General features: G+C 74.1%; 22 protein-coding genes and 1 tRNA gene. 3 read left to right on the top strand and 20 right to left on the bottom strand.

Features of this window, described 5'->3' with window-relative positions; translation table 11 throughout:
- The first annotated feature begins 182 nt into the window (after positions 1-182).
- Complete coding sequence (locus AB0881_RS03650) at positions 183-2,180, top strand: N-6 DNA methylase (RefSeq protein ID WP_366613891.1); 1,998 nt, start codon at positions 183-185, stop codon at positions 2,178-2,180.
- Positions 2,181-2,222: 42 nt separating this feature from the next.
- Here the strand turns inward: AB0881_RS03650 and AB0881_RS03645 are convergent, their stop codons facing one another.
- The 7 genes from AB0881_RS03645 to AB0881_RS03615 form a co-directional block, all read right to left on the bottom strand.
- Positions 2,223-3,215, bottom strand: a complete 993-nt coding sequence (locus tag AB0881_RS03645; protein WP_366613890.1) for a CU044_5270 family protein — start codon at positions 3,213-3,215, stop codon at positions 2,223-2,225.
- A 1-nt stretch (position 3,216) separates the two neighbouring features.
- Positions 3,217-3,750 carry a sigma-70 family RNA polymerase sigma factor gene (locus AB0881_RS03640; protein ID WP_366613889.1) on the bottom strand — a complete coding sequence of 178 codons (534 nt, stop codon included), beginning with the start codon at positions 3,748-3,750 and terminating at the stop codon, positions 3,217-3,219.
- Between the two features lie 128 nt (positions 3,751-3,878).
- Entirely contained in the window at positions 3,879-4,529 is a 651-nt protein-coding gene (locus AB0881_RS03635; protein ID WP_366613888.1) for an RDD family protein, read from the bottom strand.
- A gap of 62 nt (positions 4,530-4,591) precedes the next feature.
- The gene (locus tag AB0881_RS03630) at positions 4,592-5,125 is read right to left on the bottom strand and encodes a GNAT family N-acetyltransferase (protein ID WP_366613887.1); all 534 of its coding nucleotides are present in this window, start codon (positions 5,123-5,125) and stop codon (positions 4,592-4,594) included.
- Positions 5,122-5,754 carry a hypothetical protein gene (locus AB0881_RS03625; protein WP_366613886.1) on the bottom strand — a complete coding sequence of 211 codons (633 nt, stop codon included), beginning with the start codon at positions 5,752-5,754 and terminating at the stop codon, positions 5,122-5,124. Before AB0881_RS03625 ends, AB0881_RS03630 begins: the two co-directional genes overlap by 4 nt.
- A 6-nt stretch (positions 5,755-5,760) precedes the next feature.
- The gene (locus AB0881_RS03620; protein WP_366613885.1) at positions 5,761-6,351 is read right to left on the bottom strand and encodes a hypothetical protein; all 591 of its coding nucleotides are present in this window, start codon (positions 6,349-6,351) and stop codon (positions 5,761-5,763) included.
- A 142-nt stretch (positions 6,352-6,493) separates the two neighbouring features.
- Positions 6,494-6,566, bottom strand: a tRNA-Asn gene (locus AB0881_RS03615).
- 151 nt (positions 6,567-6,717) lie between these two features.
- On the opposite strand from AB0881_RS03615, the gene AB0881_RS03610 reads away from it, so the two are divergent.
- A complete protein-coding gene (locus tag AB0881_RS03610) occupies positions 6,718-7,032 on the top strand; it encodes a YtxH domain-containing protein (RefSeq protein ID WP_366613884.1) in 315 nt (104 codons plus the stop codon).
- Between the two features lie 26 nt (positions 7,033-7,058).
- On the opposite strand, the gene AB0881_RS03605 is transcribed toward AB0881_RS03610, so the two are convergent.
- The 9 genes from AB0881_RS03605 to AB0881_RS03565 all read right to left on the bottom strand — a co-directional run bounded on the left by AB0881_RS03605 (position 7,059) and on the right by AB0881_RS03565 (position 16,660).
- The gene (locus AB0881_RS03605; RefSeq protein ID WP_366613883.1) at positions 7,059-7,550 is read right to left on the bottom strand and encodes a hypothetical protein; all 492 of its coding nucleotides are present in this window, start codon (positions 7,548-7,550) and stop codon (positions 7,059-7,061) included.
- Between the two features lie 33 nt (positions 7,551-7,583).
- Entirely contained in the window at positions 7,584-8,909 is a 1,326-nt protein-coding gene (locus AB0881_RS03600; protein ID WP_366613882.1) for a hypothetical protein, read from the bottom strand.
- 92 nt (positions 8,910-9,001) lie between these two features.
- Positions 9,002-9,853 (bottom strand): HAD family hydrolase, encoded by an 852-nt coding sequence (locus AB0881_RS03595; protein ID WP_366613881.1) that lies wholly within the window; start codon positions 9,851-9,853, stop codon positions 9,002-9,004.
- A gap of 55 nt (positions 9,854-9,908) precedes the next feature.
- Positions 9,909-12,479, bottom strand: a complete 2,571-nt coding sequence (locus AB0881_RS03590; protein WP_366613880.1) for a phosphoribosyltransferase — start codon at positions 12,477-12,479, stop codon at positions 9,909-9,911.
- Positions 12,476-13,633 carry an HpcH/HpaI aldolase/citrate lyase family protein gene (locus tag AB0881_RS03585; RefSeq protein ID WP_366613879.1) on the bottom strand — a complete coding sequence of 386 codons (1,158 nt, stop codon included), beginning with the start codon at positions 13,631-13,633 and terminating at the stop codon, positions 12,476-12,478. Before AB0881_RS03585 ends, AB0881_RS03590 begins: the two co-directional genes overlap by 4 nt.
- 57 nt (positions 13,634-13,690) lie before the next feature.
- Positions 13,691-14,269 (bottom strand): TerD family protein, encoded by a 579-nt coding sequence (locus AB0881_RS03580; protein WP_366613878.1) that lies wholly within the window; start codon positions 14,267-14,269, stop codon positions 13,691-13,693.
- 22 nt (positions 14,270-14,291) lie between these two features.
- Positions 14,292-15,419: a DUF475 domain-containing protein gene (locus AB0881_RS03575; RefSeq protein ID WP_366613877.1), complete on the bottom strand. Its 1,128-nt coding sequence runs from the start codon at positions 15,417-15,419 to the stop codon at positions 14,292-14,294.
- Between the two features lie 33 nt (positions 15,420-15,452).
- A complete protein-coding gene (locus AB0881_RS03570; RefSeq protein WP_366613876.1) occupies positions 15,453-16,031 on the bottom strand; it encodes a TerD family protein in 579 nt (192 codons plus the stop codon).
- A 53-nt stretch (positions 16,032-16,084) separates the two neighbouring features.
- On the bottom strand, positions 16,085-16,660 hold the full coding sequence (locus tag AB0881_RS03565) for a TerD family protein (RefSeq protein WP_366613875.1): 576 nt from the start codon (positions 16,658-16,660) through the stop codon (positions 16,085-16,087).
- A gap of 245 nt (positions 16,661-16,905) precedes the next feature.
- On the opposite strand from AB0881_RS03565, the gene AB0881_RS03560 reads away from it, so the two are divergent.
- Complete coding sequence (locus AB0881_RS03560) at positions 16,906-18,156, top strand: molecular chaperone DnaJ (RefSeq protein WP_366613874.1); 1,251 nt, start codon at positions 16,906-16,908, stop codon at positions 18,154-18,156.
- Positions 18,157-18,190: 34 nt separating this feature from the next.
- Here the strand turns inward: AB0881_RS03560 and efeB are convergent, their stop codons facing one another.
- The 4 genes from efeB to rpoD all read right to left on the bottom strand — a co-directional run bounded on the left by efeB (position 18,191) and on the right by rpoD (position 22,456).
- Positions 18,191-19,411, bottom strand: a complete 1,221-nt coding sequence (efeB, locus tag AB0881_RS03555; protein WP_366613873.1) for an iron uptake transporter deferrochelatase/peroxidase subunit — start codon at positions 19,409-19,411, stop codon at positions 18,191-18,193.
- Positions 19,408-20,571, bottom strand: coding sequence for an iron uptake system protein EfeO (gene efeO / locus AB0881_RS03550; RefSeq protein ID WP_366613872.1), 1,164 nt, complete (start codon positions 20,569-20,571; stop codon positions 19,408-19,410). Before efeO ends, efeB begins: the two co-directional genes overlap by 4 nt.
- A 110-nt stretch (positions 20,572-20,681) precedes the next feature.
- A complete protein-coding gene (locus AB0881_RS03545) occupies positions 20,682-21,173 on the bottom strand; it encodes a heavy metal-binding domain-containing protein (RefSeq protein ID WP_366613871.1) in 492 nt (163 codons plus the stop codon).
- Positions 21,174-21,310: 137 nt separating this feature from the next.
- Complete coding sequence (gene rpoD, locus AB0881_RS03540; protein WP_366613991.1) at positions 21,311-22,456, bottom strand: RNA polymerase sigma factor RpoD; 1,146 nt, start codon at positions 22,454-22,456, stop codon at positions 21,311-21,313.
- Positions 22,457-22,527 lie beyond the last annotated feature (71 nt).

Genomic DNA, 22,527 nt, shown 5'->3' with positions numbered 1-22,527 from the left:
GCGGCACGCCAGGGGCCAGGCGTCCATCCCGGGCGGTATCGTCAAAGCAGCGTTCACCATGGCAACGCGTGTGTATGCTGTCGACCAATATACGCCAAACGGTCGGGGATGCCATGGAGAACGCCTCCGCGCGGGTGACCGCCGCAGAGATCTCGCGTCTTGCCGGGGTCACGCGCGCAACGGTGAGCAACTGGCGGAAGCGGCACGCGGACTTCCCGGCCCCGGTCGGCGGCACGGACGGCAGCCCGCTCTTCGACCTCGACGCCGTACGGGCCTGGCTGCGCGCGCGTGGCCGCCCGTCCGCCGCCACCCCGGCCGCGGAGCTGCGCACGGCACTGCGGCTGAACGCCGACGACGGCACCCTCGCCGGGCGGCTGTTCCCTCTCGTCCTCTCCGCCGCGCGGCTCGGCACCGCGGCGGCCGAGCTGGGCGGGCTTCCGGACGCGGACCTGGCTTCGCGTGCGTGCGACCTGGTCGCCGAGGCAGGCGGCGCGTTGCCGGGCGCGGACTCCGTCCAGTACGAGGCCAAGGACGCGGGCGCGTTGCGCGCCCTGCTCCGGTGCGTCCGGAAGGCCGGCCCGCAGGCGGCGCTGGACGTGCTCGCCGAACGGGAGCTGGGCGACCGCGCCTCCACGGGCACCTACTACACGCCACCGCCGTTGGCCGACCTGATGGCCGGGCTGCTGGCGCCCGAGGACGGCCCGTACCCGCGGCGCGTCCTCGACCCGTCGTGCGCCGCCGGGGCGCTGCTGGCCGCCGCCGCCGAGCGCGGCGCCTCGGTCCTCCTCGGCCAGGACCGCGTGCCCGTCCAGGCCCAGCGCAGTGCCGTACGGCTCCTGCTCGGTTCCGCGGACGTGACCGTGCGCGCCGGCGACAGCCTCCGGGACGACGCGTTCCCGGGCGTGACGGCCGACGGGGTGCTGTGCAACCCGCCGTTCGCGGACCGCGAGTGGGGGCACGACGAGCTGGCGCACGACGCCCGCTGGACGTACGGGATCCCGCCGCGCGCCGAGTCCGAGCTGGCCTGGGTCCAGCACGCGCTGTCGCACCTGTCCCCCGGCGGCCTGGCGGTCATGCTGCTGCCGCCTTCGGTCGCCTCCCGGGGGTCGGGCCGCCGCGTGCGGTCGGAGCTGCTGCGCGCGGGCGCGCTCCGGGCCGTCGTCGCGCTGCCGTCCAGGATCGCGCCGCCCCTGCACGTCAGCCTGCACCTGTGGATCCTGGAACGCCCCGCGCCCGGCGGCCCGGCCAGGGACACGGCGCTGTTCGTCGACGCCTCCGAGCATTCCCCGGCCGAGTGGGACACGCTCGGCGGGACGGTCCTGGCCGCGTGGCGGGCGTTCCACGGGGACCCCGGCGGCTTCGCGGGCGAGGCGGGCCTCGCGCGCGCCGTCCCCATCATCGACCTGCTCGACGAGTACGTGGACCTGACGCCGGCCCGGCACGTCCGCACCGCCGCCGCGATCACCGCCCCGGCCCTGGTCGCCGGGCACGCGAGGGATCTGGTCGAGGAGCTGGGCGCGAGCATCGCGTCCCTCACCCTCGCGGGCGCGGTCGGCGAGTGGCGGCCGGCCGGGGACGAGGCGCGCGCCTGGCGTACGGCCACGGTCGCGGACCTCGCGCGCGGCGGCGCGCTGACGCTGTACCGGGCCACCCGGGGTTCGGAGATCCTGGCGAGGTACGAGGGGCGGTCCGTGCTGACCGGCCGCGACCTGGCGGCGGGCGGGCGCGCCACCGGCGACGCGAGCGAGATCCGCCCGATCGCGCCGACCGTGATCACGGCGGGGGACGTGCTCCTGTCCGGCGTCGCCGGCCCGCGGGGAGCCGCGGCCAAGGTCGCCGACGACGAGGACGCCAGGTGCCTGCTCGGCCCGAACGTGCACCTCATCAGGCCCGACCCGGACCGGATGGACCCGTGGTTCCTGGCGGGCTTCCTGGGCGCGCCCGGCAACGCCGGCCAGGCGTCCGCCGGCACTTCCGCGGCGCACGTCGACGCGCGGCGGCTGCGCGTGCCGCTGCTCCCGCTCGACGAGCAGCGCCGCTACGGCCGCGCCTTCCGGCGCCTGCACGATCTCCGCGTGGCGGCCCGCCAGGCCGGCGAGGCGGCCGACGCCGCCGCCGAGATCCTCTTCACGGGCCTGGCCACGGGTTCGCTGCTCCCCCCGGCGGGCGTTTCGGCATAGTGAAGGACCGCCCGGGCAGTGCCCGGACGGTCCCCACCCGCGTCAGGAACGTGCGCCCGGCTTATCAACGATCTCGACGGCGACGCGGACCGTCTGGCGCTGGAGGGTGCCCTTCAGGATGCGGTCCCCGGACCCGTCCTCGACCTCGTGCCCCTTGACGGCGAAGGCGCGGTCGCCCAGGTAGGCGTAGGTCCCCGGGTCGAGCAGCACCTCCGTGTGCACCCACTGGTCCACGATCCCGAGGGCGAGCGCGGGACGGCCGGCCGCATCGGCCTTGCCCTCGACGAGCACCACACCCGGAACGCGCTTCATGGCGCGGTAGATCGCCGCCTCCGTCTCGGGCGTATGGACGTTCTCGCGCAGGATGGTGATCAGCGTCTCGAACGTCATGAGCGGCCCGCCCTCGCCGCCGCCGTGGATCTTGCGGAACAGCGCCTCGGGATCGGTGGGCAGGGGCAGGTACCTGGAGGCGCGGGCGGAGTCGACCGTCTCGTGGCCGACCGAGATCTTGCCGTTCTCGTACGCGGCGTACTGCTTGCCGTCGCCGCGCCGCCAGAGCTCCCACTCCTCGGTCTTGTACGGGCCGCCGGTGACGGACCCCCCGGCCTGCGCGCCGGTGGTCAGGCGCATCTTGGTGTAGACCCACTGCCGCGGCCCGGGCACGGCGGACGGGCGCTCCTCCGCCGTCCTCGCGGCGCGGTCGAGCACCTTCCCGGCCTCGGCGGCCGACGCCAGCCGGATCGCGGCGGGCGGCGGGCCGGGCGGTGCGCTCCCGCCGCCGTCCGAGGGCCAGAGGGCGACGCCGGCGGCGATGGCGGCGGCCGCCGTACCCACGGCGGCCAGCCGTACGGCGAACGGGCGGGTGCGGCGGGCGCGCGGGCGTGAGGCAGCGGTGTCGGCGGTGTCGGCGGTGTCCGCGGTCATGATGCCGGCGAGCAGTTCGCGCGCGGCGGGCCGGGCGGCGTGCCCGGCCAGGTCGACGTCCCGGACGCGGGCCAGCGTCCGCACGGGCTCGTCGGTGGAGTGCGGCTTCATGTCAGTGGGCTCCGTTCGCTGAGGTCCGGGTAACGGGCCGGTGGTCGACGCCCGCCGAGCGCAGGGCGCGGGCGAGGCGCCGGCGGGCGCGGTGCAGCCGGACGCGCGCGGCGCCGGCCGAGCAGCCGAGGACGGCGGCCAGCGCGGTGTGGTCGAGCCCCTCCCAGGCGACCAGCGCCAGCACCTCGCGGTCGCCGTCGGACAGGCCGCCGAACGCCTGGGCGATGGCCGCGCCCTCGGCGGGGTCGGAGACGGCGACCGCGGCGATCTCGTCGCGCAGGCCGGTGGTGTGCAGCCGGTGCCGCTCGGCGGAGCGGCGGTGGTTGGCGAGGACGCGGCGCGCGACGCCGTACAGCCACAGCCGCGCCCGGTCGCCGGGCGGGATCTCGCCGAAGCGCCGCCACGCGACGGTGAACGTCTCCGCGACGACGTCGGCGGCGTCGTCCGGGGACGCGCAGCGGCGCAGCGCGTAGCCGAGGATGGGCTCGTACGTCGCGGCGTACAGGGCCTCGAACGCGGTCTCGCGCTCACCCATCGAGGGCCCTGGGGCCGGGTCCCTCATGTCTCACGGGGCTCACGTGACTCTCCTTCGTCCGGGAACGGGAACACCCCCTACGTGTCGGGAGAGCCGCCGGTGTTACCGCGCCGGAACGGGAACCCGCGTCACCGCGAGATCTGGGCCGAGCCCCAGGAGAACGCGGCCACCGCCACCAGCGCCGCGACCGCCAGCGCCGCGCCGAGCAGGATCCTGCGGGCGCGCTCCCCCGGCACGTTCCCCACCAGGACGACCACCGTACCCGCGTTCAGGTCGTGGAGGCACTGGCCCGCGCGCGCCCGCCGGCCGCTGGACCCCTTCCACGCGAAGTAGTCGTCCCACGGACCGCTGGGCGAGGAGTTGTCGCCCCAGGTCGGCTGCCAGCGCTTCCACGCCTGCCGGCGGCTCGGGTTGCTCACGCCGTCGAGCGTCACCACCCGCGTCCCGGCGATGCGCTGGCCGACCGTGCAGCCCCACCGGGCCAGCCGCCCGACGCGCAGGAAGTACCAGCCGGCGGTCCCCGTGAGCACGGGGGTCACGGCCACGACGGCCAGCAGGACGCCGCTCGCGGCATCGGGCGTGCTCGCGGAGATCAGCAGCGGGAGCGCGAGCGCCGCCGTCCACACGACGACGACGGCGAAGTAGTCGATCAGCCGGGAGGCGGTCCGGCGGCGGGCGCCCGCCAGCACCCGGACGCGGCGCGTCCCGTCCTCGGACGCCTCGGCGGGATCGGTGCCGGCGGGGAGGAACACGGCGGGCCGCGGCGGGGTCTCGGTCACGAACGCTCATCAAACCCCACGAACACTCGGAACGTCAGCCCCCGGCGCACCGCGGGCGCCGCTCAGGTCGCCGCGGCCGCGTAGCACCGGACGGCCACCCGCCGGTCCGGGCCCCACTGCTGCTCGACCGTGTCCAGGAGGCTCCAGCCGAGCCGCTCGTACAGGGCCGCCGCGGCGGTGTCGGACGCGACCACGTCCAGCACCGGGTGCAGGCCGCGGTCCCGCGCCTCGCCGGACACCCGCGCCATCAGCAGCGCGCCGATCCCGCGGCCGCGCGCCGAGGGGGCGACGAACAGCCGGCTCACCATGGCGGTCGCCGCGATGCCGGTACCGGTACGGGCGCTCCAGAGCGCGGGCGCCGCGTTGTCCGGGGTGCTGCGCGACAGGCCGACATGGCCGGCGATCCGGCCGTCCAGCTCCGCCACCCAGGCCCCGATGAGCGACGGCCGTGCCAGCCACCCGGCCGGGTCGCGGGGCCAGTCCACCGGGTAGCCGTCGCTCCCGTGCACCTCCGCGAGCACCCGGACGCAGCCGTCGATGTCGTGGTCTTCCCGCCTCCTGATGTGGCGGGCCGCGCCGCCGCCGTCGTTCCTCATCCGGCCATCGAACCAGGTTCCGGTGGCGCGCCGGCCGCGTCCTCCAGAAGCCGGATGATCGTAAGCAGGTCCCTGGTGCGGAAGTACTCGATCCGGTCCTCCCACCGCCCCGCGTCCATGCGGCTCCTGAGCCGGCCGGCGCAGGCGGCCAGCGTCCGCCGCTCGTCCGGGGCCAGGCGGCCGCCGGACTCCAGGCACGCGTTCACGCATGCCCGCAGATCGCGGGAGACGTCGTCGGTGACGAGGGCGGGGAGCCGCCGCCGGTTCCAATAGAGGACGGCGTGCAGGGCGGCCTCGCGGCGGGCGCCGTACCAGTGGTCCACGTGGTACGGATTGGGGTCCCGGGGACGCGGCGAACGTATGCCCCTCCTCTTGGCCGCGCGGCGGGTCTCGTCGTACGCGGCCAGCTCCGCGTGCCACACCGCGCGGCTCGCCTCAAGTTCGTCCAGGGCCCGGAGCAGCGCCGCCTCGTCCTCCTGGAATCGCCCCGCGCGCGCTTCCAGGAAGCTCAGCGTCGCGTGGAAACCGATCGGCCGGTAGAGCTGCACGCAGGAGCGCAGCATCGACACCCGCTTCCGGTGCGGCAGCGACGGGTCGCGCGCCTTACGGGCGAAGTTCCCGAAGCTCATCGGGCCCTATTCGCCGGGACCGAGGATGGTAAGGGTGGCGCCGTGCAGCGCCGCGACGGCGTCCGCCGTCCGTTTCGGGTCCTGGGACGCGCCCGCGGTCACCACCACGTACCGTCCCCGGCGGTCGACGCGGCCGTCCCGCGCGGTGCCGCCGCCGGTGAAGCGCAGGTCGGTGTACGCGAGCCAGGCGCCCGCGGCCGCGGCGTCCGCGGAGTCCTTGAACCTGAGGACGTGCCCGTCGACCGTCACGTTCCCGGTCGTACGGAACGACGCCTGGACGCGCCCCTGGCACGCCACATCGGCCAGCAGCGCCCGGCTCCGCGCGCCGCCGGCGCCAGCGAGGCATCCGGCGCGGCTGTCGAGCGTGCGCCCGCCGGCCGGGACGTACGTGACGGCGCGGCCTCCCGTCTCGATCCGCCGCTGCTCGCCCGTCTCGTACACGCGGCGGGCCTCGAACGGCACGGGGCGCGGGCGCGGGTCCCCGCCGCCCAGCAGGGCGACACCGGCGGCGACGGCGGCCAGGAGGAGCACGGCGAGGGGCACGATCACCCGGAACGGGGGGCGCCTCGTCCGCGGCCCGCGCCGGTTCGCGATCATCGCGGCCTCCACGGGGTCGCCGTGCGGAAGATCGGGAGGTGTACGGAGGGATCGGCCACGATCGCCCATCAAACACCATCGCGGCCGGAACGGAACAAGGCCCCGGGCCGGTACGGCCGGGGCCTCGCGCAAGCTGACCTTGCTCCCGCGACTGGACTCGAACCAGTAACCTGCCGGTTAACAGCCGGCTGCTCTGCCGATTGAGCTACGCGGGATCGTCGCGGCCGGCGGGGCCTCGCCCCTGCCCGGCGCGTCTAGATTAGCGCATCCCAGGAGGTGTTCGCGCACCCATAAATCCCGGGCGACTGCTCCGCCCTTTCGTGGGTATGGGTCGGTCACCAACCGCAGCACCGGGAGTTTTGACCTATGAAGCACCGTGCAATGTTCTTCGCGGGCGCGGCCGTCGGCTACGTCCTGGGCACGAAGGCCGGCCGCGAACGGTACGAGCAGATGAAGCAGGCCTCGCAGCGGTTCACCGAGAACCCGCGGGTGCAGGAGTACGCCGAGGTGCTCCGCACCAAGGGCGGCGAGATCGCCGGGGCCGCGCGGGACCGGGTGCCCGAGCAGATCGGCAACAAGATGCCCGGCAAGCACCGTGACGACATGCCGCAGGAGTACAAGGACCCGCGCCAGGAGACCACGACGCACGGGACCGCGGCGACCCCGCGCACGACCCTCTAGGCACCCCCAGGGCGCTCAGGGCGCCCTCAGAGGCCGGTCTGGCGGCGCAGGTCCTCGAGGAGCTGCTCGGCCTGGGCGCGCAGGCCCGGGTCGTCCGGGTCCAGCCCGGACTCGAACACGAAGCTCCAGCGCACGTCGCCGCCGCCGGACGGCCGGCGGCCGGCGATCCGGACACCGCCGCCGCCGGGCAGCCTCGCGTTGTGGCTGACCACGACGGTGGCCGTGACGCGCTCCCGGACGGTCTCCGGCACCGAACCCGCCTCGGTCAGCCGGACATGGTGCTCGGGCCCGCCCGCGGTCTCGTGCACGTGCAGCCAGCCGTCCTTCCAGGACGCCTGGTCGATCCGCTCCCACGGGACGCGGGCGAACCCGCCGGACACCGTGGGGACGTGCAGGGCCGTGGTCGTGGCGACGACGAAGGAGCCGCCGCGGGTGGGCGCGGTGGCGAGCGTCCGCTCGCCTCGTTCGAGGTCGAGCCGGTCGCGGACGGGGGCGGGCGGCCGCCGGGTCAGGCGCATGCGACCACCGTAGGCGATCGGGCGGCCCTCCCGTCAGGCGGCGCGGGGCGCGCGGCGGGCGCCGAGGAGGTCCAGGACGAGCGCCGCCGACCAGCTGTAGTCGTGGCTGCCGCGGCCCGTGCCGTCGAACGGGTCGAAGTACTCGCGGAACCCCGACTGGCGGACCAGCCGCAGCGTGGAGCCGTACAGCAGGTCCGCGATGACCGAGTGGCCGTGCGCCAGGGCGCCGTGCCACAGCAGCCAGTTGGTGTTGATCCAGGTCGGCCCCCGCCAGTAGCCGCCGCGGTCGAACGCGGGCGCCTGGATGTCGCAGGTGGGCACCGGGTAGCCGGCCGCGCCCGCGAAGCGCGCCGACAGCAGCAGGTCGACGAGGCCGCGCGCGATCGGGGCGGGCAGCTCCGGGTCCAGGAGCGGCGCGAAGCCCGCCACGGTGAGGACGGGGAGCAGCCGGCCGTCGCGCAGGTCCCGGGCCCTGAAGCAGCCGGTCTCGCAGTCCCACAGCCGCTCCAGGATCGCGCCGTGGATGAGCCGCGCCCGTTCCCGGTGCGGTACGGGGTCGCGGCCGACGATGGCGGCGAGCTCGGCGAGGGCGTGGGTCGAGGCCAGGTACGTCGCGTTCACCAGCGGGTCCTCGATGGCGAACGGGTGGGCGTCCCGGATGTACTCGGGCCGGTAGCCGGCCTCGCGCAGCAGTGTGACGAGCCACACGTACCGTTCGTAGTCCTCGCCCGTTGGGAGGCTGTAGGCGTCGCGGCCGGGCGCGTACAGGGCCCGCGGCAGATGGAGGGCGCCGAGCGGCCTGTCCCAGGCGGGGCTGTTGTCCATGCCCGATTCCCAGGGGTGGACGATGGCCATCAGGCCGCTGGAGTCCACGTCGCGGCATTCGGCGAGGTAGCGGTGCTGCGCGACCAGCATCGGGTAGAGGCGCGCCAGGAACGCGCGGCTGCGCTCGGCGTCGGCCGGGCCCGCGCATTCGTGCAGGCGCAGCGCGGCGAGCGCCTGCAGCGGCGGCTGGGTGAGGGCGGAGGTGTGCACCCCGCTGGGCGCGGCGGGCTGGCGGTCGCCGTGCCACAGTTCGGGCCCGGGGAAGTACGCGTGGCGCGCGAGATCGGTGTTGAAGACGATGTGCGGCAGCAGGCCGTCCCGCCACTGGCCGCGGAAGAGGGACATCAGCTCGCGCTCGGCCCGGTCGCGGCGGTGCCTGGCCAGGCCCATCGAGACGAACGTGGAGTCCCAGCTCCACTGGTGCGGGTACAGGCCCGGCGACGGGACGGTGCCCGTCCCCGTCCAGTTGGCATCGAGGACCCGCGCCGCGGCGTCCCAGAGCGCGGTCTCGTCACCGGTCAGACGGGTCGTCATAGGGCCAGTGCGACCTCCTCGCGAGTACGGAAGCCACCCCGATTGTGACCGCAGAACGCGCGTCCGGCGACCCCTGTTCCGGCGGTGCTTGTCTACGCCGGCGGCGCCGTTCCCGTGATTGTTCCAGGGAGGCCGGCGCCGGAGCGTACCAGCAGCCAGGCGACGATCTCCTCCCCCGCCAGGACGCCCCGCGCCCGCGTGACGGCGGTGGCGGGACCGGACCGCGCGGTCCAGCCGGTGTCGTGCAGCTCGCCGTGGGCGGGCCGGATGGACGCCGTCGCGGCTTCGAGCAGCTCGATGTCCAGCAGGGAGTCGCCGGCGGCGAGCATCGCCTCGGCACCGGTGCGGCGGGCGACCTCCGCCGCCGCGGCCGCCTTGGTCAGGCCGGTGGGCAGGCAGTAGACCTTGCGCCCTTGCAGCGAGGTGCGCCAGCCGCGTTCGGCGCACCATCCGGTGAGGTCCTCCACCCAGCCCTGGGGAAGGGCCGCCCGGTCGACCACCGTGTAGGCGAAGAGGTCGGACGCGGTCCTCTGCTTGAGGACGAACTCCCCCTGAACGCTCGCCAGGTGTTCCCGTACCTCGGCCAGGGCGGCGGACGACTCCTCCATGCGGGCCCGTACCGCCGATGCCCAGTCGGCGTCGTCGGCGCCGTCCACCAGGATGTGCCCGCCGTTGGCGCAGATGGCGTACGCGGGCTGCTTCTCCAGCAGGTGCACCCGCGCGTACTGCTCCGGCGTGCGCGTCGTCGTCGGTACGAGCGTGGCGGCGCCCGCGAGCGCTTCGAGCCCGCGCGCGGCGGTCTCGGTCATGAAGGACAGCGGGGCCGCCTGGTAGAGCTCCACGCAGAGCAGGCGCGGCATGGCTGCGTCGGTGCCCTCCAGGTGGAGGGCGGCCGAGGAGTAGATGAGCGTACGGTCCAGATCCGAGCAGACGAGCACGCTCACCGGAGACCGCCCTCCTTTACAAAGTAGAAAATATCGGACATCCGGCCGGCGGGGCCTACTGGACGGATCCGGCGCCGAAGCTGGGGTGGACGAGCCCCATGCAGGCGTACGGGAACGCGTCCGGGGCGACCTCCTCCACCGGGACGCCGCGTTCGGCCGCCAGCAGCCGGATGTGGGCCAGCTCCGCCCCGGCGCCGGCGCGGGCCAGCACCTTCCACGGGACGCGGCGCAGCAGCACCCGGGTCGTCTCCCCCACCCCCGGCTTGATCTTGTTGAGGTCGTCGACGCCCTGCTCCCGCCCGACCCGGCGGACCGCCTCCCAGCCCGACCAGTCCGGCGTCCGGTCGGCCGCGAGCAGCCCCGGCAGGTCGGCCGCCACCCGCCCGGCGACGTCGCCGAAGCGCGCGCAGACCGCGTCCAGGAAGGCCGCCGAGACGTCGCCCTCGGCCAGCTCCGCGTAGAACTTGGCCCCGTGGAACTCGCCCGGCCCGATCAGCTCCGCGTTCAGGACCGTACGGCTGACCAGGCCCGACACCGTGGAGTTGAGGCACGCGGACGGGATCAGGAAGTCCTCGCGCGTCCCGTGCAGGGGCGTGCAGCGGCCCGGGTCGGCCAGCACCGCGAGATCGGCGGGGAAGCGGCGGCCGGTCGCGGCGGCGTACGCGTCCAGGGCCGCCGTCAGCTCCTTGCTGATCGCGCCCTTCCCGGTCCAGCCGTCCACGAACATGACCCGGGACGGGTCGTGCCGCGCCGCGATGTACGCCAGCGCGACCTCGTCGATCCCCCGGCCCCGCACGATGCTGATCGCGTAGTGCGGCAGGTCGAGGCCGTGCGCGAACCGCGCCCACCGCCGGACGAGGATCCCCACCGGCGTCCCGGCGCGGGCCAGCGACACCAGCACCGCCTCCGGCCCCCGCTCGGCGATGATCATCTCGGTCACCAGGCCGACGGCATGGGCGAGCCGGCCGGCGGAGGCGTCCAGGGCCTCGTGGAAGAGCCGCCGGTACTCGGCTCCCGGCTGGTACTCGACCGGCAGCGACTCGGCGTAGTGCGCCCGCCCCGCCTGGATCGCCGCCTCCCGCTCCTCCGTGGGGGCCTCCAGGCGCACGCCCGACAGGTCCTTCAGCAGCCAGGCGACGTCCTCGGCCGCGTAACTGCCGAAGTCGGGCCCGTGCAGGGCGCGCGGGAGGGCCTCGGTGCGCTCGGGAGCGCGGTACGACGGAACGGTCGCCAGCACCACGGGAGCGAGCCGCGCCAGCTCGGCCAGGAGCCCGTCGGCCAGTTCCCGGGTGTCCCCCACGTCGTCCACGACCAGGACGATCGAATCGAACGACCGCGAGGCGTCCCTGCCGGGGGCGACGTTGTAGGCGTACCTCTCGCCCGGCCCGTCGGCGGGATCGTCGTGCGCGGGGAAGGCCAGCCGCGTGCGGATCGCGTAGCCCGGGTCGTCCACGGCCAGTACGGGGGAACGGGTCGTCGTCGAGTAGCGCACGTCCACGCCGGCGGGAAGCGCGTCCGCCAGCGCCTCCGCCAGCCGCAGCGGCGCGTACATCAGCTCCTCGAAGCCCAGCACCAGCACCCGCGACCGCCCCTCCAGGAGGGGGGCGAGCCGGCCCGCCATGGCCGGCAGCTCCTTGCCGAGCCGTTCGCGGTGCTCGGGCAGGAACCCGTGCCGCCCGCCGTCGGGAAGCCCCTCCGGCCAGCCCGGATCGACCCGCGTGATCTCGAACGACCCGCCCGGCGCGGTCCCGTCCGAAGCCGTCCCGGCCTCAGCGGTCCCCTGTGCGAGCCCCGCCACCAGCTCCTGCCCGGCCTCGAGGATCCCCTCCGGCAGGCCCACGCGCCCCTCGGCGAGGGCGACGACGTCGACGCGGGCGCCGATCTCGTCCGCGAACGCCGCGAACGCCGCCCGGTCCGCGTCCCCGCGCAGGTCCACCAGCGCGGCCACCGCGTAGTGCCGCCGCGCCTTGATCGCGTGCAGCGCCCGGATCGTGTTGATCACCGTCCGGCCGGTCGACAGCTCGTCGTCCACCAGCACCAGCGGCACGTCCCGCTCCAGCGCCGCGGGATCCCCCGGCAGCAGCAGGTGGCTCGTCGCGTGGCTGTGCTCCTCCTCGAACCCGCCGTAGCGCGCGAAGCCCTCGACGGGCCGCCGCGTCGAGTGCAGGTAGAACGCCCCGCCCAGCGCGTCCGCCACCGAATGCCCGAGCGCGGTCGCGGTCTCCGCGTACCCGAGCACGACCGCGTCCACCGCCGCGTCCGCCGCATCGGGCGCGGCGAGGCGGTCGCGCAGGGCCGCGGCCGCGCCCGGCTCGCCGCGCAGGGCCGGCAGGAGGGGGCCGTGGTCCGGCGCGGGCTCGTCCGGGCGCAGGGCGCGGCGGACGAGGGCGCCCAGGAGGAGACCCGCGCCGTGGACGAGGCGCGGGTCCGTCGGGACGTGCTTGCCGAGGACGGCCGACACCAGCAGGTGCGCGCGGCGCGGGTTGCGGCGCACCGCGAGGCCGACCAGGTCGGGCAGGCCCGCGCCGGCCGGGCGGGCGCCGTCGTGGAGGGTCACGCCGAGCCGGCCGGCGACCCACGCGCCGGGCCAGGTACCGGGCCGAGAGCCGGGACGGGCGGCGCTCACCGGCCACCCGCCGCGTCGAGCAGCTCGACGAAGGTGACGCCCTCGGCGGCCACGCCGAACACGCGAGCGCGCAGCATGAGGCGCTCGGCCCAGGCGCGGTGCGGCTTGGCCTCGTTCATCTTGTTGGCGTAGACGCTCGCCATCGCTCCCCCACCGGCCTCCCCCAGGATGTCGGAGGCGTCGCAGTACTCCTCGTGGGTCACCACCGACAGCGCGTGGACGGCCGCCACATGGCTGGGGTGGATCACCGTCTTGCCGATCAGGCCGTTGGCCTTGTCGAGATGGACCTCGCGGATCAGGCCGTCCAGATCCGAGGTGATCAGCCGCTCGCGGAGCGGCGCGGCGTGCTGCCGCTCGAACGGCGACTGCCGCAGCTGCGGCTTGAACATCCGCTCGCCGGCCGAGAAGTACTCCCAGACCGGTCCGGTGACCACGAAGCCGGTGCCGTCCGCGCGGCCGAGGATGTTCACCACCTCGGAGATCGCGCCGGCCACCGGGTGGATGTCGTAGATCGACAGGTCGGGCGGGCGGCGCAGCCCGTACGCGGCGGACATGTCGGTCGCGCCGATCCGCACGGCCAGCACGCGCTCGCGGTGCTTGGCCAGCAGCCGCGCCACGTCCTGCAGCAGCTCCGAGCGGGTCTCCCGGTAGACGGCCTGGTGGCTCTCGATCACCGGCATGGCCAGCAGCCGGTGCCCGGTACGGTCGGCGGCCTCCGCCACCGCCTCCAGCGCCTCGCCGCCGGCCTGCGCGGTGAACTTCGGCAGGACGAAGCCCGTGACCAGCTCCGCGGCGCCGCCGAGCCGTACGGCCAGGTCGCGGATCTGCTCCGCGGCGCGGACCCGGACGAACAGCAGCGGCGGCTCCTGCCCGCCCGCCCGGACGCGTTCCAGCTGGGCGACCAGGTTGGCCTCGGCGGCCGGCACCTCCTCGTCGGAGATCGCGTCCTCCAGGCACAGCACCATGCTGGTCACGCCGCGCCGGGCCGCCTTGGCGACGTCGGCGGCCAGCGTCGGCCGGATCGCCGGGCTGTACAGGGTGGCGCCGAGCGCGACCGCCAGGACGGCGCGGTCGTCATGGCGGTCGAACGCCCGGGGCTGCCGGTGGAACAGGTGCTTGCGGAGCGCGGGGTCGACGTGGTCAAAGTGCCGCATGCACTCCGGGCCCTCCCGCTCGGCCCGGCCACGGGGACACCGTCAACACCGCCATCGTCACAGGTGCGCTGAGACCGTCGGCAGGAGGTGCTGGAACGTGCGCCCGTTCGCGGTCGCGCCGATCGCGGTCATCGACCAGCCCTGGCCGTCCCGGGACACCTTCGCCATGATCTGCGCGTTGTGCTGGCCCGACCCGCTCAGCTCGTAGCGGGCGATCTCCTGCCCGGTGGTCTCGTCGACCAGCCGGCAGAACGCGTTCGCGATCTGCGAGAAGTCCTGCCCGGTGAACGAGTTGACGGTGAACACCAGCTGGGTGACGTTGGCCGGCACCGCGGACAGGTCGACGTTGATGACCTCGTCGTCGCCCTCGCCCTCGCCGGTCAGGTTGTCGCCGGTGTGCAGGACCGAGCCGTCCTTGCTGCGCAGCTGCCGGAACCACACCGAGTCGGCGAGGTTGCCGCCGGCGTCGAACAGCAGGCAGGACGCGTCCAGGTCGATCGTCTGGGCCTTGCCCTTGCCGAACAGGCCCTTCTTGACGACCGCGTCCCAGCCCAGGCCCATCCGGACCCGGGTCAGGCCACCGCCGCCCGGCTTCTCCAGGGAGACCTTCTGGCCCTTCTGCAGCGAGATCGACATCGTCGGCTCCTTCGCCTTCGGTTCAGACCTGGGTGGAGTGCAGCTGCTTGTCCTCGCCGGCCTCGGTGCCGCCGGCGTCGCCGTCCGCGCGGCGCCTGCGGAAGACGACCGAGCTGGCGAACGCCGCGATGATCAGGCCGGCGCCCAGCCCGCCGGTGATCCACTCGGGCACGTGGTGCGCGATGCTGATCAGCATGCAGGTGGCCAGGGCGCCGATCGCCCAGTGCGCGCCGTGCTCCAGGTAGACGTACTCGTGCAGGGTGCCCTTGCGGACGAGGAACACCGTGAGCGACCGGATGTACATGGCGCCGATGCCCAGCCCCAGCGCGATCACGATCGGGTCGGTGCTGATGGCGAACGCGCCGATGACGCCGTCGAAGGAGAACGAGGCGTCCAGGACCTCCAGGTAGAGGAACAGGAAGAAGCCGGCCTTGCCGGTCGCCAGGGCGAGATCGCTCGGGCCCTTGCGGCCCACACTGACCTCGCCGATCCCGTCGCCGTCCTCGTCGTCATCGTCGTCGAGGTCGCCGGCCTGGGAGAACAGCTCGCCGAGCCCGTTGACCAGGATGTAGGTGACCATGCCGAGCACGCCGGCGATCATCACGTCGCCGGGGTTCTCGGCCCACAGGCCCGACACCAGCGCCAGCGCGCCGCCCGCCACGACCACCGACAGCTGGTCGAGCTTGCCGATGCGGGCCAGTGGCCGCTCCAGCCACGGCAGCCACTTGTGCGCGTGGTCCTCGAACACGAAGTCGAGGAACAGCATCATCAGGAACATCCCGCCGAACGCGGCGATCGTCGGGTACGCCTCTTCCATCGCGTGGTGGTACTTGTCGGGCTCGTTCAGCGCCAGGTCGAACGCCTCGATCGGCCCGAGCCCGGCGGTGATCACCACGATCAGCAGCGGGAACACCAGCCGCATGCCGAACACCGCGATGGCGATGCCGATGGTCAGGAAGATCTTCTGCCAGAAGGGGCTCATCCGGTCCAGCACCTTGGCGTTCACCACGGCGTTGTCGAACGAGAGCGAGATCTCCAGGATCGCCAGCACCGCCACCAGGGCCAGGCCCGCCGGGCCTCCGTAGAGCAGCGCGATGACCAGGCCGATGGCGGTGACCCCGAAGGACCAGCCGAAGGTGCGAAGAATCATACGTACATTTCTGTTCGTTGCGGGCGGCGGCTGTCAGCCGACGTTGACACCGAAATCGGTGGCGATGCCGTGCAGTCCCGAGGCGTACCCCTGGCCCACGGCGCGGAACTTCCATTCCGCGCCGCGCCGGTAGAGCTCGCCGAAGACCATCGCGGTCTCGGTGGAGGCGTCCTCGGTCAGGTCGAAGCGGGCGAGCTCGTTCCCGTCGGTGCGGTTCACGATGCGGATGAACGCGTTCCGCACCTGGCCGAAGCTCTGCCCACGGTTGTCGGCGTCGTAGATGGACACCGGGAAGACGATCCGGTCGCACTCGGCCGGGACGGCGTTCAGGTCGACGTTGATGGACTCGTCGTCCCCCTCGCCCTCGCCGGTGAGGTTGTCGCCGGTGTGCTCCACCGACCCGTCCGGGCTCTTGAGGTTGTTGAAGAAGACGAAGTGCTGGTCGGAGAGTACTTTACCGCCCGTTCCGAGCAGCAGCGCCGACGCGTCGAGGTCGAAGTCGGCGCCGGTGGTGGCCCGCACGTCCCAGCCGAGACCCACGGAGACGGCGGTGAGGTCGGGCGCTGCCTTGGTGAGCGAGACGTTGCCGCCCTTGGCGAGCGAAACTCCCATGATCGAACTGCTCCCTGTCGCTGCGGGGGGACGGACGTGCTGCGTGCGGCGGGCTAGAGGTTGACGCCGAAGTCGGTCGCGATGCCGGCCAGGCCGGAGGCGTAGCCCTGCCCGACGGCGCGGAACTTCCACTCGGCGCCGTTGCGGTAGAGCTCCCCGAACACCATCGCGGTCTCGGTGGAGGCGTCCTCGCTGAGGTCGTAGCGGGCCATCTCGGAGCGGTCGCCGTCGTTCACCACGCGGATGAACGCGTTGCGCACCTGGCCGAAGTTCTGGCCGCGGGTGTCGGCCTCGTAGATCGAGACGGCGAACGCGACGCGCTCGGCGGTGTCGGGCATGGTGCCGAAGTTCACCCGGATCTGCTCGTCGTCGCCCTCGCCGACACCGGTCTTGTTGTCGCCGGTGTGCTCCACGCCGCCGTCGGGGGTGCGGAGGTTGTTGAAGAAGACGAAGTGCTGGTCCGAAAGGATCTTGCCGGAGGCGTCCAGCACCAGCGCGGAGGCGTCCAGGTCGAAGTCGGCGCCGGTGGTGGTGCGCAGGTCCCAGCCGAGCCCCACCGTCACCGCGGTCAGCCCCGGGGCCTGCTTGGTCAGGGATACGTTGCCGCCCTTGCTGAGACTGACGCCCACCGGTGCCTCCAAGATCGCTACCATTTGCCGCCCGGCCGTCGCCGCCGGACGGCGTCAGGGCCGGTGGACGCCGCACGCGTCCCCTATACCCGACGTTGGAGCGATGCTATCCGTTCCCTGCCGCTCCGTCGGCCCCCGAACGTGCCCAGGATTACGTGGCCGATCACGTACAGGATGTGCCTGGACGGTGAACTCGGAGGGCCTCCTGAGCGAGACTGGGGGGCGGGAGCGAAGGGAGGCGCCCGTTGCGGGGAGCAGGGGACCAGCGTCGCCGCGGCCGGGGGCCGCGGCCGGACACCGCCGCGGCCGAGGCCCGGGAGGCCGCGGCCGCCGCCTTCTACGACATGGACCGCGCGCAGAAGTACCTGCAGGGGCGGGTCACGGTCTTCGGCGATCTGGACGCCAAGGCCGCCGCGCCCGTCCGGCACGACTTCGGCGCGCTCAGCGACAGCGCGGACGCGGCCGCCGTGGCCTACATCTCCGTCCTGGACGCCAACGACCTCGACGACGACCGGGAGCGGGGGCCGGCCGAGTACGACGCGGCGCGCCGGGCGTTCGTGGCGGTCACCGACCGGCTCAAGAAGATCACCCGCGATCTGGAGCGGTTCGGCGAGCGGCTGGCGCCCGAGATGGCGCGGCTGGAGGCCGCGCTGGACCGGCTGCCGCCCCGGCTGGCGGCCGCCCGCGACGCCGTCGCGGCGGCCGAGGCGGCCATCGGGGAGGCCCGTTCCGCGGGCATGGACGCCGCCGACCCCGAGGCGCGGCTGGCGCGGGCGCGCGAGTCGCTGGCCCGGCTGAGCTCGCAGGGGCTCGGCGGGCTGGGGCTGGCCGGGGCGATGGACCTGGCCGACGAGGTGCGGCAGGCCGCCGACCAGGCCCGCGAGGAGGCCGAGGAGCTGCCCCGGCTCGGGCAGAAGGTCCGCAACTCGCTGGCGTCGGTCCGCACCCGCTCCGACATGGTCGCCGGGCGGATCGAGCCGGTGCGGCAGGCGATGCGGCTGCTGCTGCGGCACTACTCGCAGGCCTGCTGGCAGGACCTCAGGGGCGCCCCCGAGGCCGTCGGCGCGGGCGTCGAGCGGGCCCGGGAGCGGCTGGACGAGGCGTCCCAGCACATCGCGCGCAACGAGTGGAGGCCCGCGCAGCGGGCGCTGACGGCGGCCCGCACCGAGCTGAACGGCGCGGAGCGGCGGGCGGCGCAGGTCACCGGCCGGGTGGCCGAGCTGGACGCGGTGAAGGCCGATCCGGAGAAGCCGGCCGAGGCGGTGCGGTTCGCCGTCCGGGACGCGCAGAAGCTCGCGACGGCGCAGCCGGGCGGCGCCGCCCCGCACCACGCCCGCGCGCTCGACGCCCTGGTCGAGCGGCTGGAGACGGCCCCGCGGCGGCTCACCGGGGCGCATCCGGACTACTGGTCGTACCTCCAGGAGCTGGAGTCGATCAAGACGGCGGCGGGCGACGTGGTCACCCGCATCCGGGACGAGCGCGCCGGCAAAGGCTGAGGCAGATTTAGGGGGCTGAGGGGGCCGGGGGCGGCTAGGTGAAGAGCCCCTCGCCCCAGTGGCCGCCCTCCCGGACGCCGGGCGGGCAGGCGTAGACTCCCGAGCCGACGTGCTGGACGTACTCGTTCAGCGCGTCGTCCGCCAGCGACCTCTGCACGGGGATGAAGCCGGTGCGCGGGTCGCGCTGGAACGCGATGAAGAACAGGCCGGCGTCCAGGCGCCCCAGCCCGTCGGTCCCGTCCGTGAACGAGTAGCCGCGCCGCAGCATGCGGGCGCCGCCGCCGGCGCTCGGATGCGCGAGCCGGACGTGCGCGTCCGGCCTCATCCGGGCCGGGTCGACCTCGTCGCGCTCCCTCAGGCGCCCCGCGGGGGCGCCCTCGCCCTTGCTGCGGCCGATGATGTCCTCCTGCTCGCGCAGGGAGGTGCGGTCCCACGTCTCGATGTGCATCCGGATCCGGCGGGCCACCAGATAGGAGCCGCCCGCCATCCAGGGCGCGCCGTCGCCCGCCGCCGCCCACACGTGCCGGTCCAGGAGCGCCGCGTCGCCGCCGGGGATGTTCGCGGTCCCGTCCTTGAACCCGAACAGGTTCCGCGGCGTCCGCGCCGCCGGCGTCGTCGAGGACGTCTTGCCGAAGCCGAGCTGCGACCAGCGCACCGCCACCGTCCCGAACCCGATCCGCGCGAGGTTGCGCACGGCGTGCACGGCCACCTGCGGGTCGTCGGCGCACGCCTGGACGGCGAGGTCGCCCCCGCTGCGCCCGGCGTCCAGCCGGTCGCCGGGGAAGCGCGGCAGGTCCACCAGCGCGGGCGGGCGGCGGGCCTGGAGGCCGAGGTGCTCGTTCTCGAACAGGGACGGGCCGAACCCGACGGTGAGCGTCAGCCGGGACGCGGGCAGGCCGAGCGCCTCGCCGGTGTCGTCGGGCGGCGCCAGGCCGGGCCCGCCGACCGCGCCGCCGCCGACCGGCTCCCCCGCCGCCATCGCCGCCGCGGCCGCCGTCCACTCCCGCAGCGTCCGGACGAGCCGCTCCCGGTCCCGGGTGACCACGTCGAACGCGGCGAAGTGGAGCCGGTCCTGGACGGGCGTCGCGATCCCCGCCTGATGCCTCCCGTAGAAGGGGATCGCGGCCGGCGCCTCCTCCTCGGCGGCGTCCCGCCCGGCGGACGCGGCGCGCTCGGCGCCCGCGCCGGCCGCGGCGCCCGCCAGCAGGCCCGCGCCCGACACGCCGAGCAGCCGCCGCCGGGACACGCCCGTCATCGGACGACGGACGCCGCGAGCCTGGACAGCGGCTCGCCGAGCGCGTTCACGGCGTCCGACAGCTCCTTGCGCTGCGCCTTCCCGACCGTGTCGTACGAGACGTAGCCGCCGAAGCCGCCGCTCTTCTCGTACTTCTTCAGCAGGCCGTCCACCTCGGCGAACGCGCCGTCCAGTTCCTTGGCCAGCGCGGGGTCCTTCTCCAGCACGACCACCTTGAGCAGGTCGTACACCGTGCGGGCGCCGTCGACGTTGGCCTTGAAGTCCACGAGGTCGGTGTGGCTGAACGCCTCCTCCTCACCGGTGATCTTGCCGGTGGCGACCTCGTCCAGCAGCTCCTTGGCGCCGTTGGCCATCGACGCGGGGGTGATCGGCGGGTCCAGCTGCGCCGCGGTCACCTTGGCGCGCAGCTCGCCGAGGTCCTTCAGCAGCCGGTCGGCGTGGCCCTCCTCGCCCTTCGTGGAGCCGGTCTTCCACAGCGCCTTCTCCAGCCGGTGCCAGCCCGTCCACTTCTGGCCGGGCTCCAGGTCGGCCTCGCGGGCGTCCACCCGGGGGTCGAGGTCGCCGAACGACTCGGCGACCGGCTCGATCCGCTCCCAGCCGACGCGGGACGGCGCGTACAGCCGCTTGGCCTCGGCGACGTCGCCCTTCTTGAACGCGGCCACGAACGCGCGCGCCTTGGCGATCGAGTCGTCGGTCTGCCGGACGACGTAGGCCCGGTAGCCGGTGAGCGCCCTGGCCAGCCGCGGATCGGTGGCATGGTCGGCCTGGCCGCTGACGGTGATGTCCTGCCGGAAGTCGGGCGGGGTCATGCCGGGCTCGCAGGCGATCTGGTAGTTGCCGGCGCCGAGCTGGACGGTCAGCGTCACGGTGGTCCCGGGCCGGATGTTCTCCCGCTCGGTCATGATCTTGTCGCCGGGGGCGTACACGTACACCTCGGTGACCTCGCGGCCCCTGTTGGTGATCCGGAAGTCGATCGTGCCGGCGGTGTACTCCTTCTTGGCGACCTCGCACCCGTTGTCGGACGCCTCGATCGCCACCGCCCCGCCGCCGCCCGCCGGGCTCGCGCCCGCCCGCGTGCGTTCCTCCCCGCCGCACGCCGCGAGGACGGTCATCGGCAGGGCGGCCGCGCTCGCGCAGGCCAGGGCACGGACAAGACGCATGAGGGCTCCCCTTGGTCCACTAAGGCTCGCCTGAATTAGCCGGCGCGGGGAGCCGCTGCGTCAACCGGTACGCCGTGATCGTCCGGAGTCGGCCGGTCCGGCCCGGTGGGTCAGCGCGGCCGGTCGTGCAACCCGATCGTGAGGTTGCGGGCGGCCATTGGCGGCCCGCCGGGCTGCGGCTCGCCGTACGGCGGCATGCCGCCCTGCGGCTGCGGCTGCTTGGCCTGCGGGACGGCACCCGGGTGGCCCGGCGCCTGGTGGCCCTGCGCGGCGTTCGGCGCGGCCTCGGCCCAGACCGCCGTGCCGTACGCGCACACCTCGTGGCCGCCTCCGGCCAGCGCCACCGTCTCGAAGCACATGCCCAGCACCGCGTTGGCGCCCTTGCGGCGGGCCTCCTCGCCCAGCCGGTCGACGGCCTCGCGGCGGGCGGCGGCCAGCCCCGCGGCCGGCGTCTCACCGGTCACCCGGAACGTGGCGCTGCTGCCCCCGTGCCCCGGCGCCGCGGCCCGCGCCTGATCGGTCTGGACGGCCACCCCCAGCGCCTCGCCGAGCACGCTGCGGATCTCGTACCCCGGCAGACCATCGGTCGTCACGATCAGCATGCCCCCACGGTAATCCACGGCGGGGACGGAATGCTCACTTCGCTCCTGATTCGCCCGCCGAATCCGCCGGACGGGCCTCTGCCGTGACCGCGGACGCGGTCACGGCAGAGGTCACAGGGGGGACAGGGTCGAGAGGGTCAGTCGAGGTACTCGCGAAGGGTCTGGGCACGCGAGGGGTGGCGCAGCTTCGCCAGCGTCTTCGACTCGATCTGGCGGATCCGCTCCCGCGTGACCCCGAACTCCCGGCCGACCTCCTCCAGCGTCCGGGGATGGCCGTCGGTCAGGCCGAAGCGCAGCTGGATGATGCGCTGCTCCCGTTCCGACAGGGTGCCGAGGATGTCCTCCAGCTGGTCCTGGAGCAGGATGAACGCCGCCGCCTCGATCGGCACGACGGCGTCGGCGTCCTCGATGAAGTCGCCGAGGTCGGAGTCTTCCTCCCCGATCGGCGACTGCAGCGAGACCGGCTCCTGGGCGATCCGCTGGATCTCCACGACCCGGACCGGGGACAGCCCCATCTCCAGGCCGATCTCGTCCGGGGTCGGCTCCCGGCCGAAGTCCTGGTGCATCTGGCGCTGCACCCGCACCAGCTTGTTGATGGTCTCCACCATGTGCACCGGGATCCGGATGGTCCGGGCCTGGTCGGCGATGGCCCGGGTGATCGCCTGGCGGATCCACCAGGTCGCGTACGTCGAGAACTTGAACCCCTTCGTGTAGTCGAATTTCTCGACCGCGCGGATGAGTCCGAGATTTCCCTCCTGGATGAGGTCGAGGAAGAGCATTCCCCGGCCCACGTAGCGTTTGGCGATCGAGACCACCAGCCGGAGGTTGGCCTCGATCAGTCGTTGCTTCGCCCGTGCCCCGTCGCGGGCGAGCAGTTCGAGGTCGATCCGCTCGGCCCGGGAGAGGATGACGGCGTGCGCCATCTTCTCCTCGGCGAACAGCCCCGCCTCGATCGATTTCGCTAGTTCGACTTCATCTTCTGCCGTGAGAAGCGGTACGCGACCGATTTCCCGCAGATAGATCCGGACCAGATCGCTCGTCGGCGCCCGCTTGCCGAGGTCTCCCTCGTCAGCTCGCGTGACGTCCTCGGTCTCCTGCGGAGATTCGAGGACCTCTACCCCCTGCTCTGCGAGCATCCGGACGACCCGCTCCAGGGAGTCGTCCGGCAAGTCGGAGCGATCGAGTGCAGCGGCTACGTCGTCGACGGTCACACCGCCGCGCTCTCTGCCGCGCGCGACAAGGTCCGCCACCTGGTCAACCGATGGCGCCTCGCTTGGCAGCACCGAAGGGCCCACGGAGACAGTCTGCGGCAAGGGGGCCCAAGATCACAGGACCCATTTTGCGGTCCCTTGAC

This window comes from Spirillospora sp. NPDC029432 (assembly GCF_040703975.1).
Lineage (GTDB): Bacteria > Actinomycetota > Actinomycetes > Streptosporangiales > Streptosporangiaceae > Spirillospora.
This window is presented reverse-complemented; position numbering and strand designations above follow the sequence as displayed.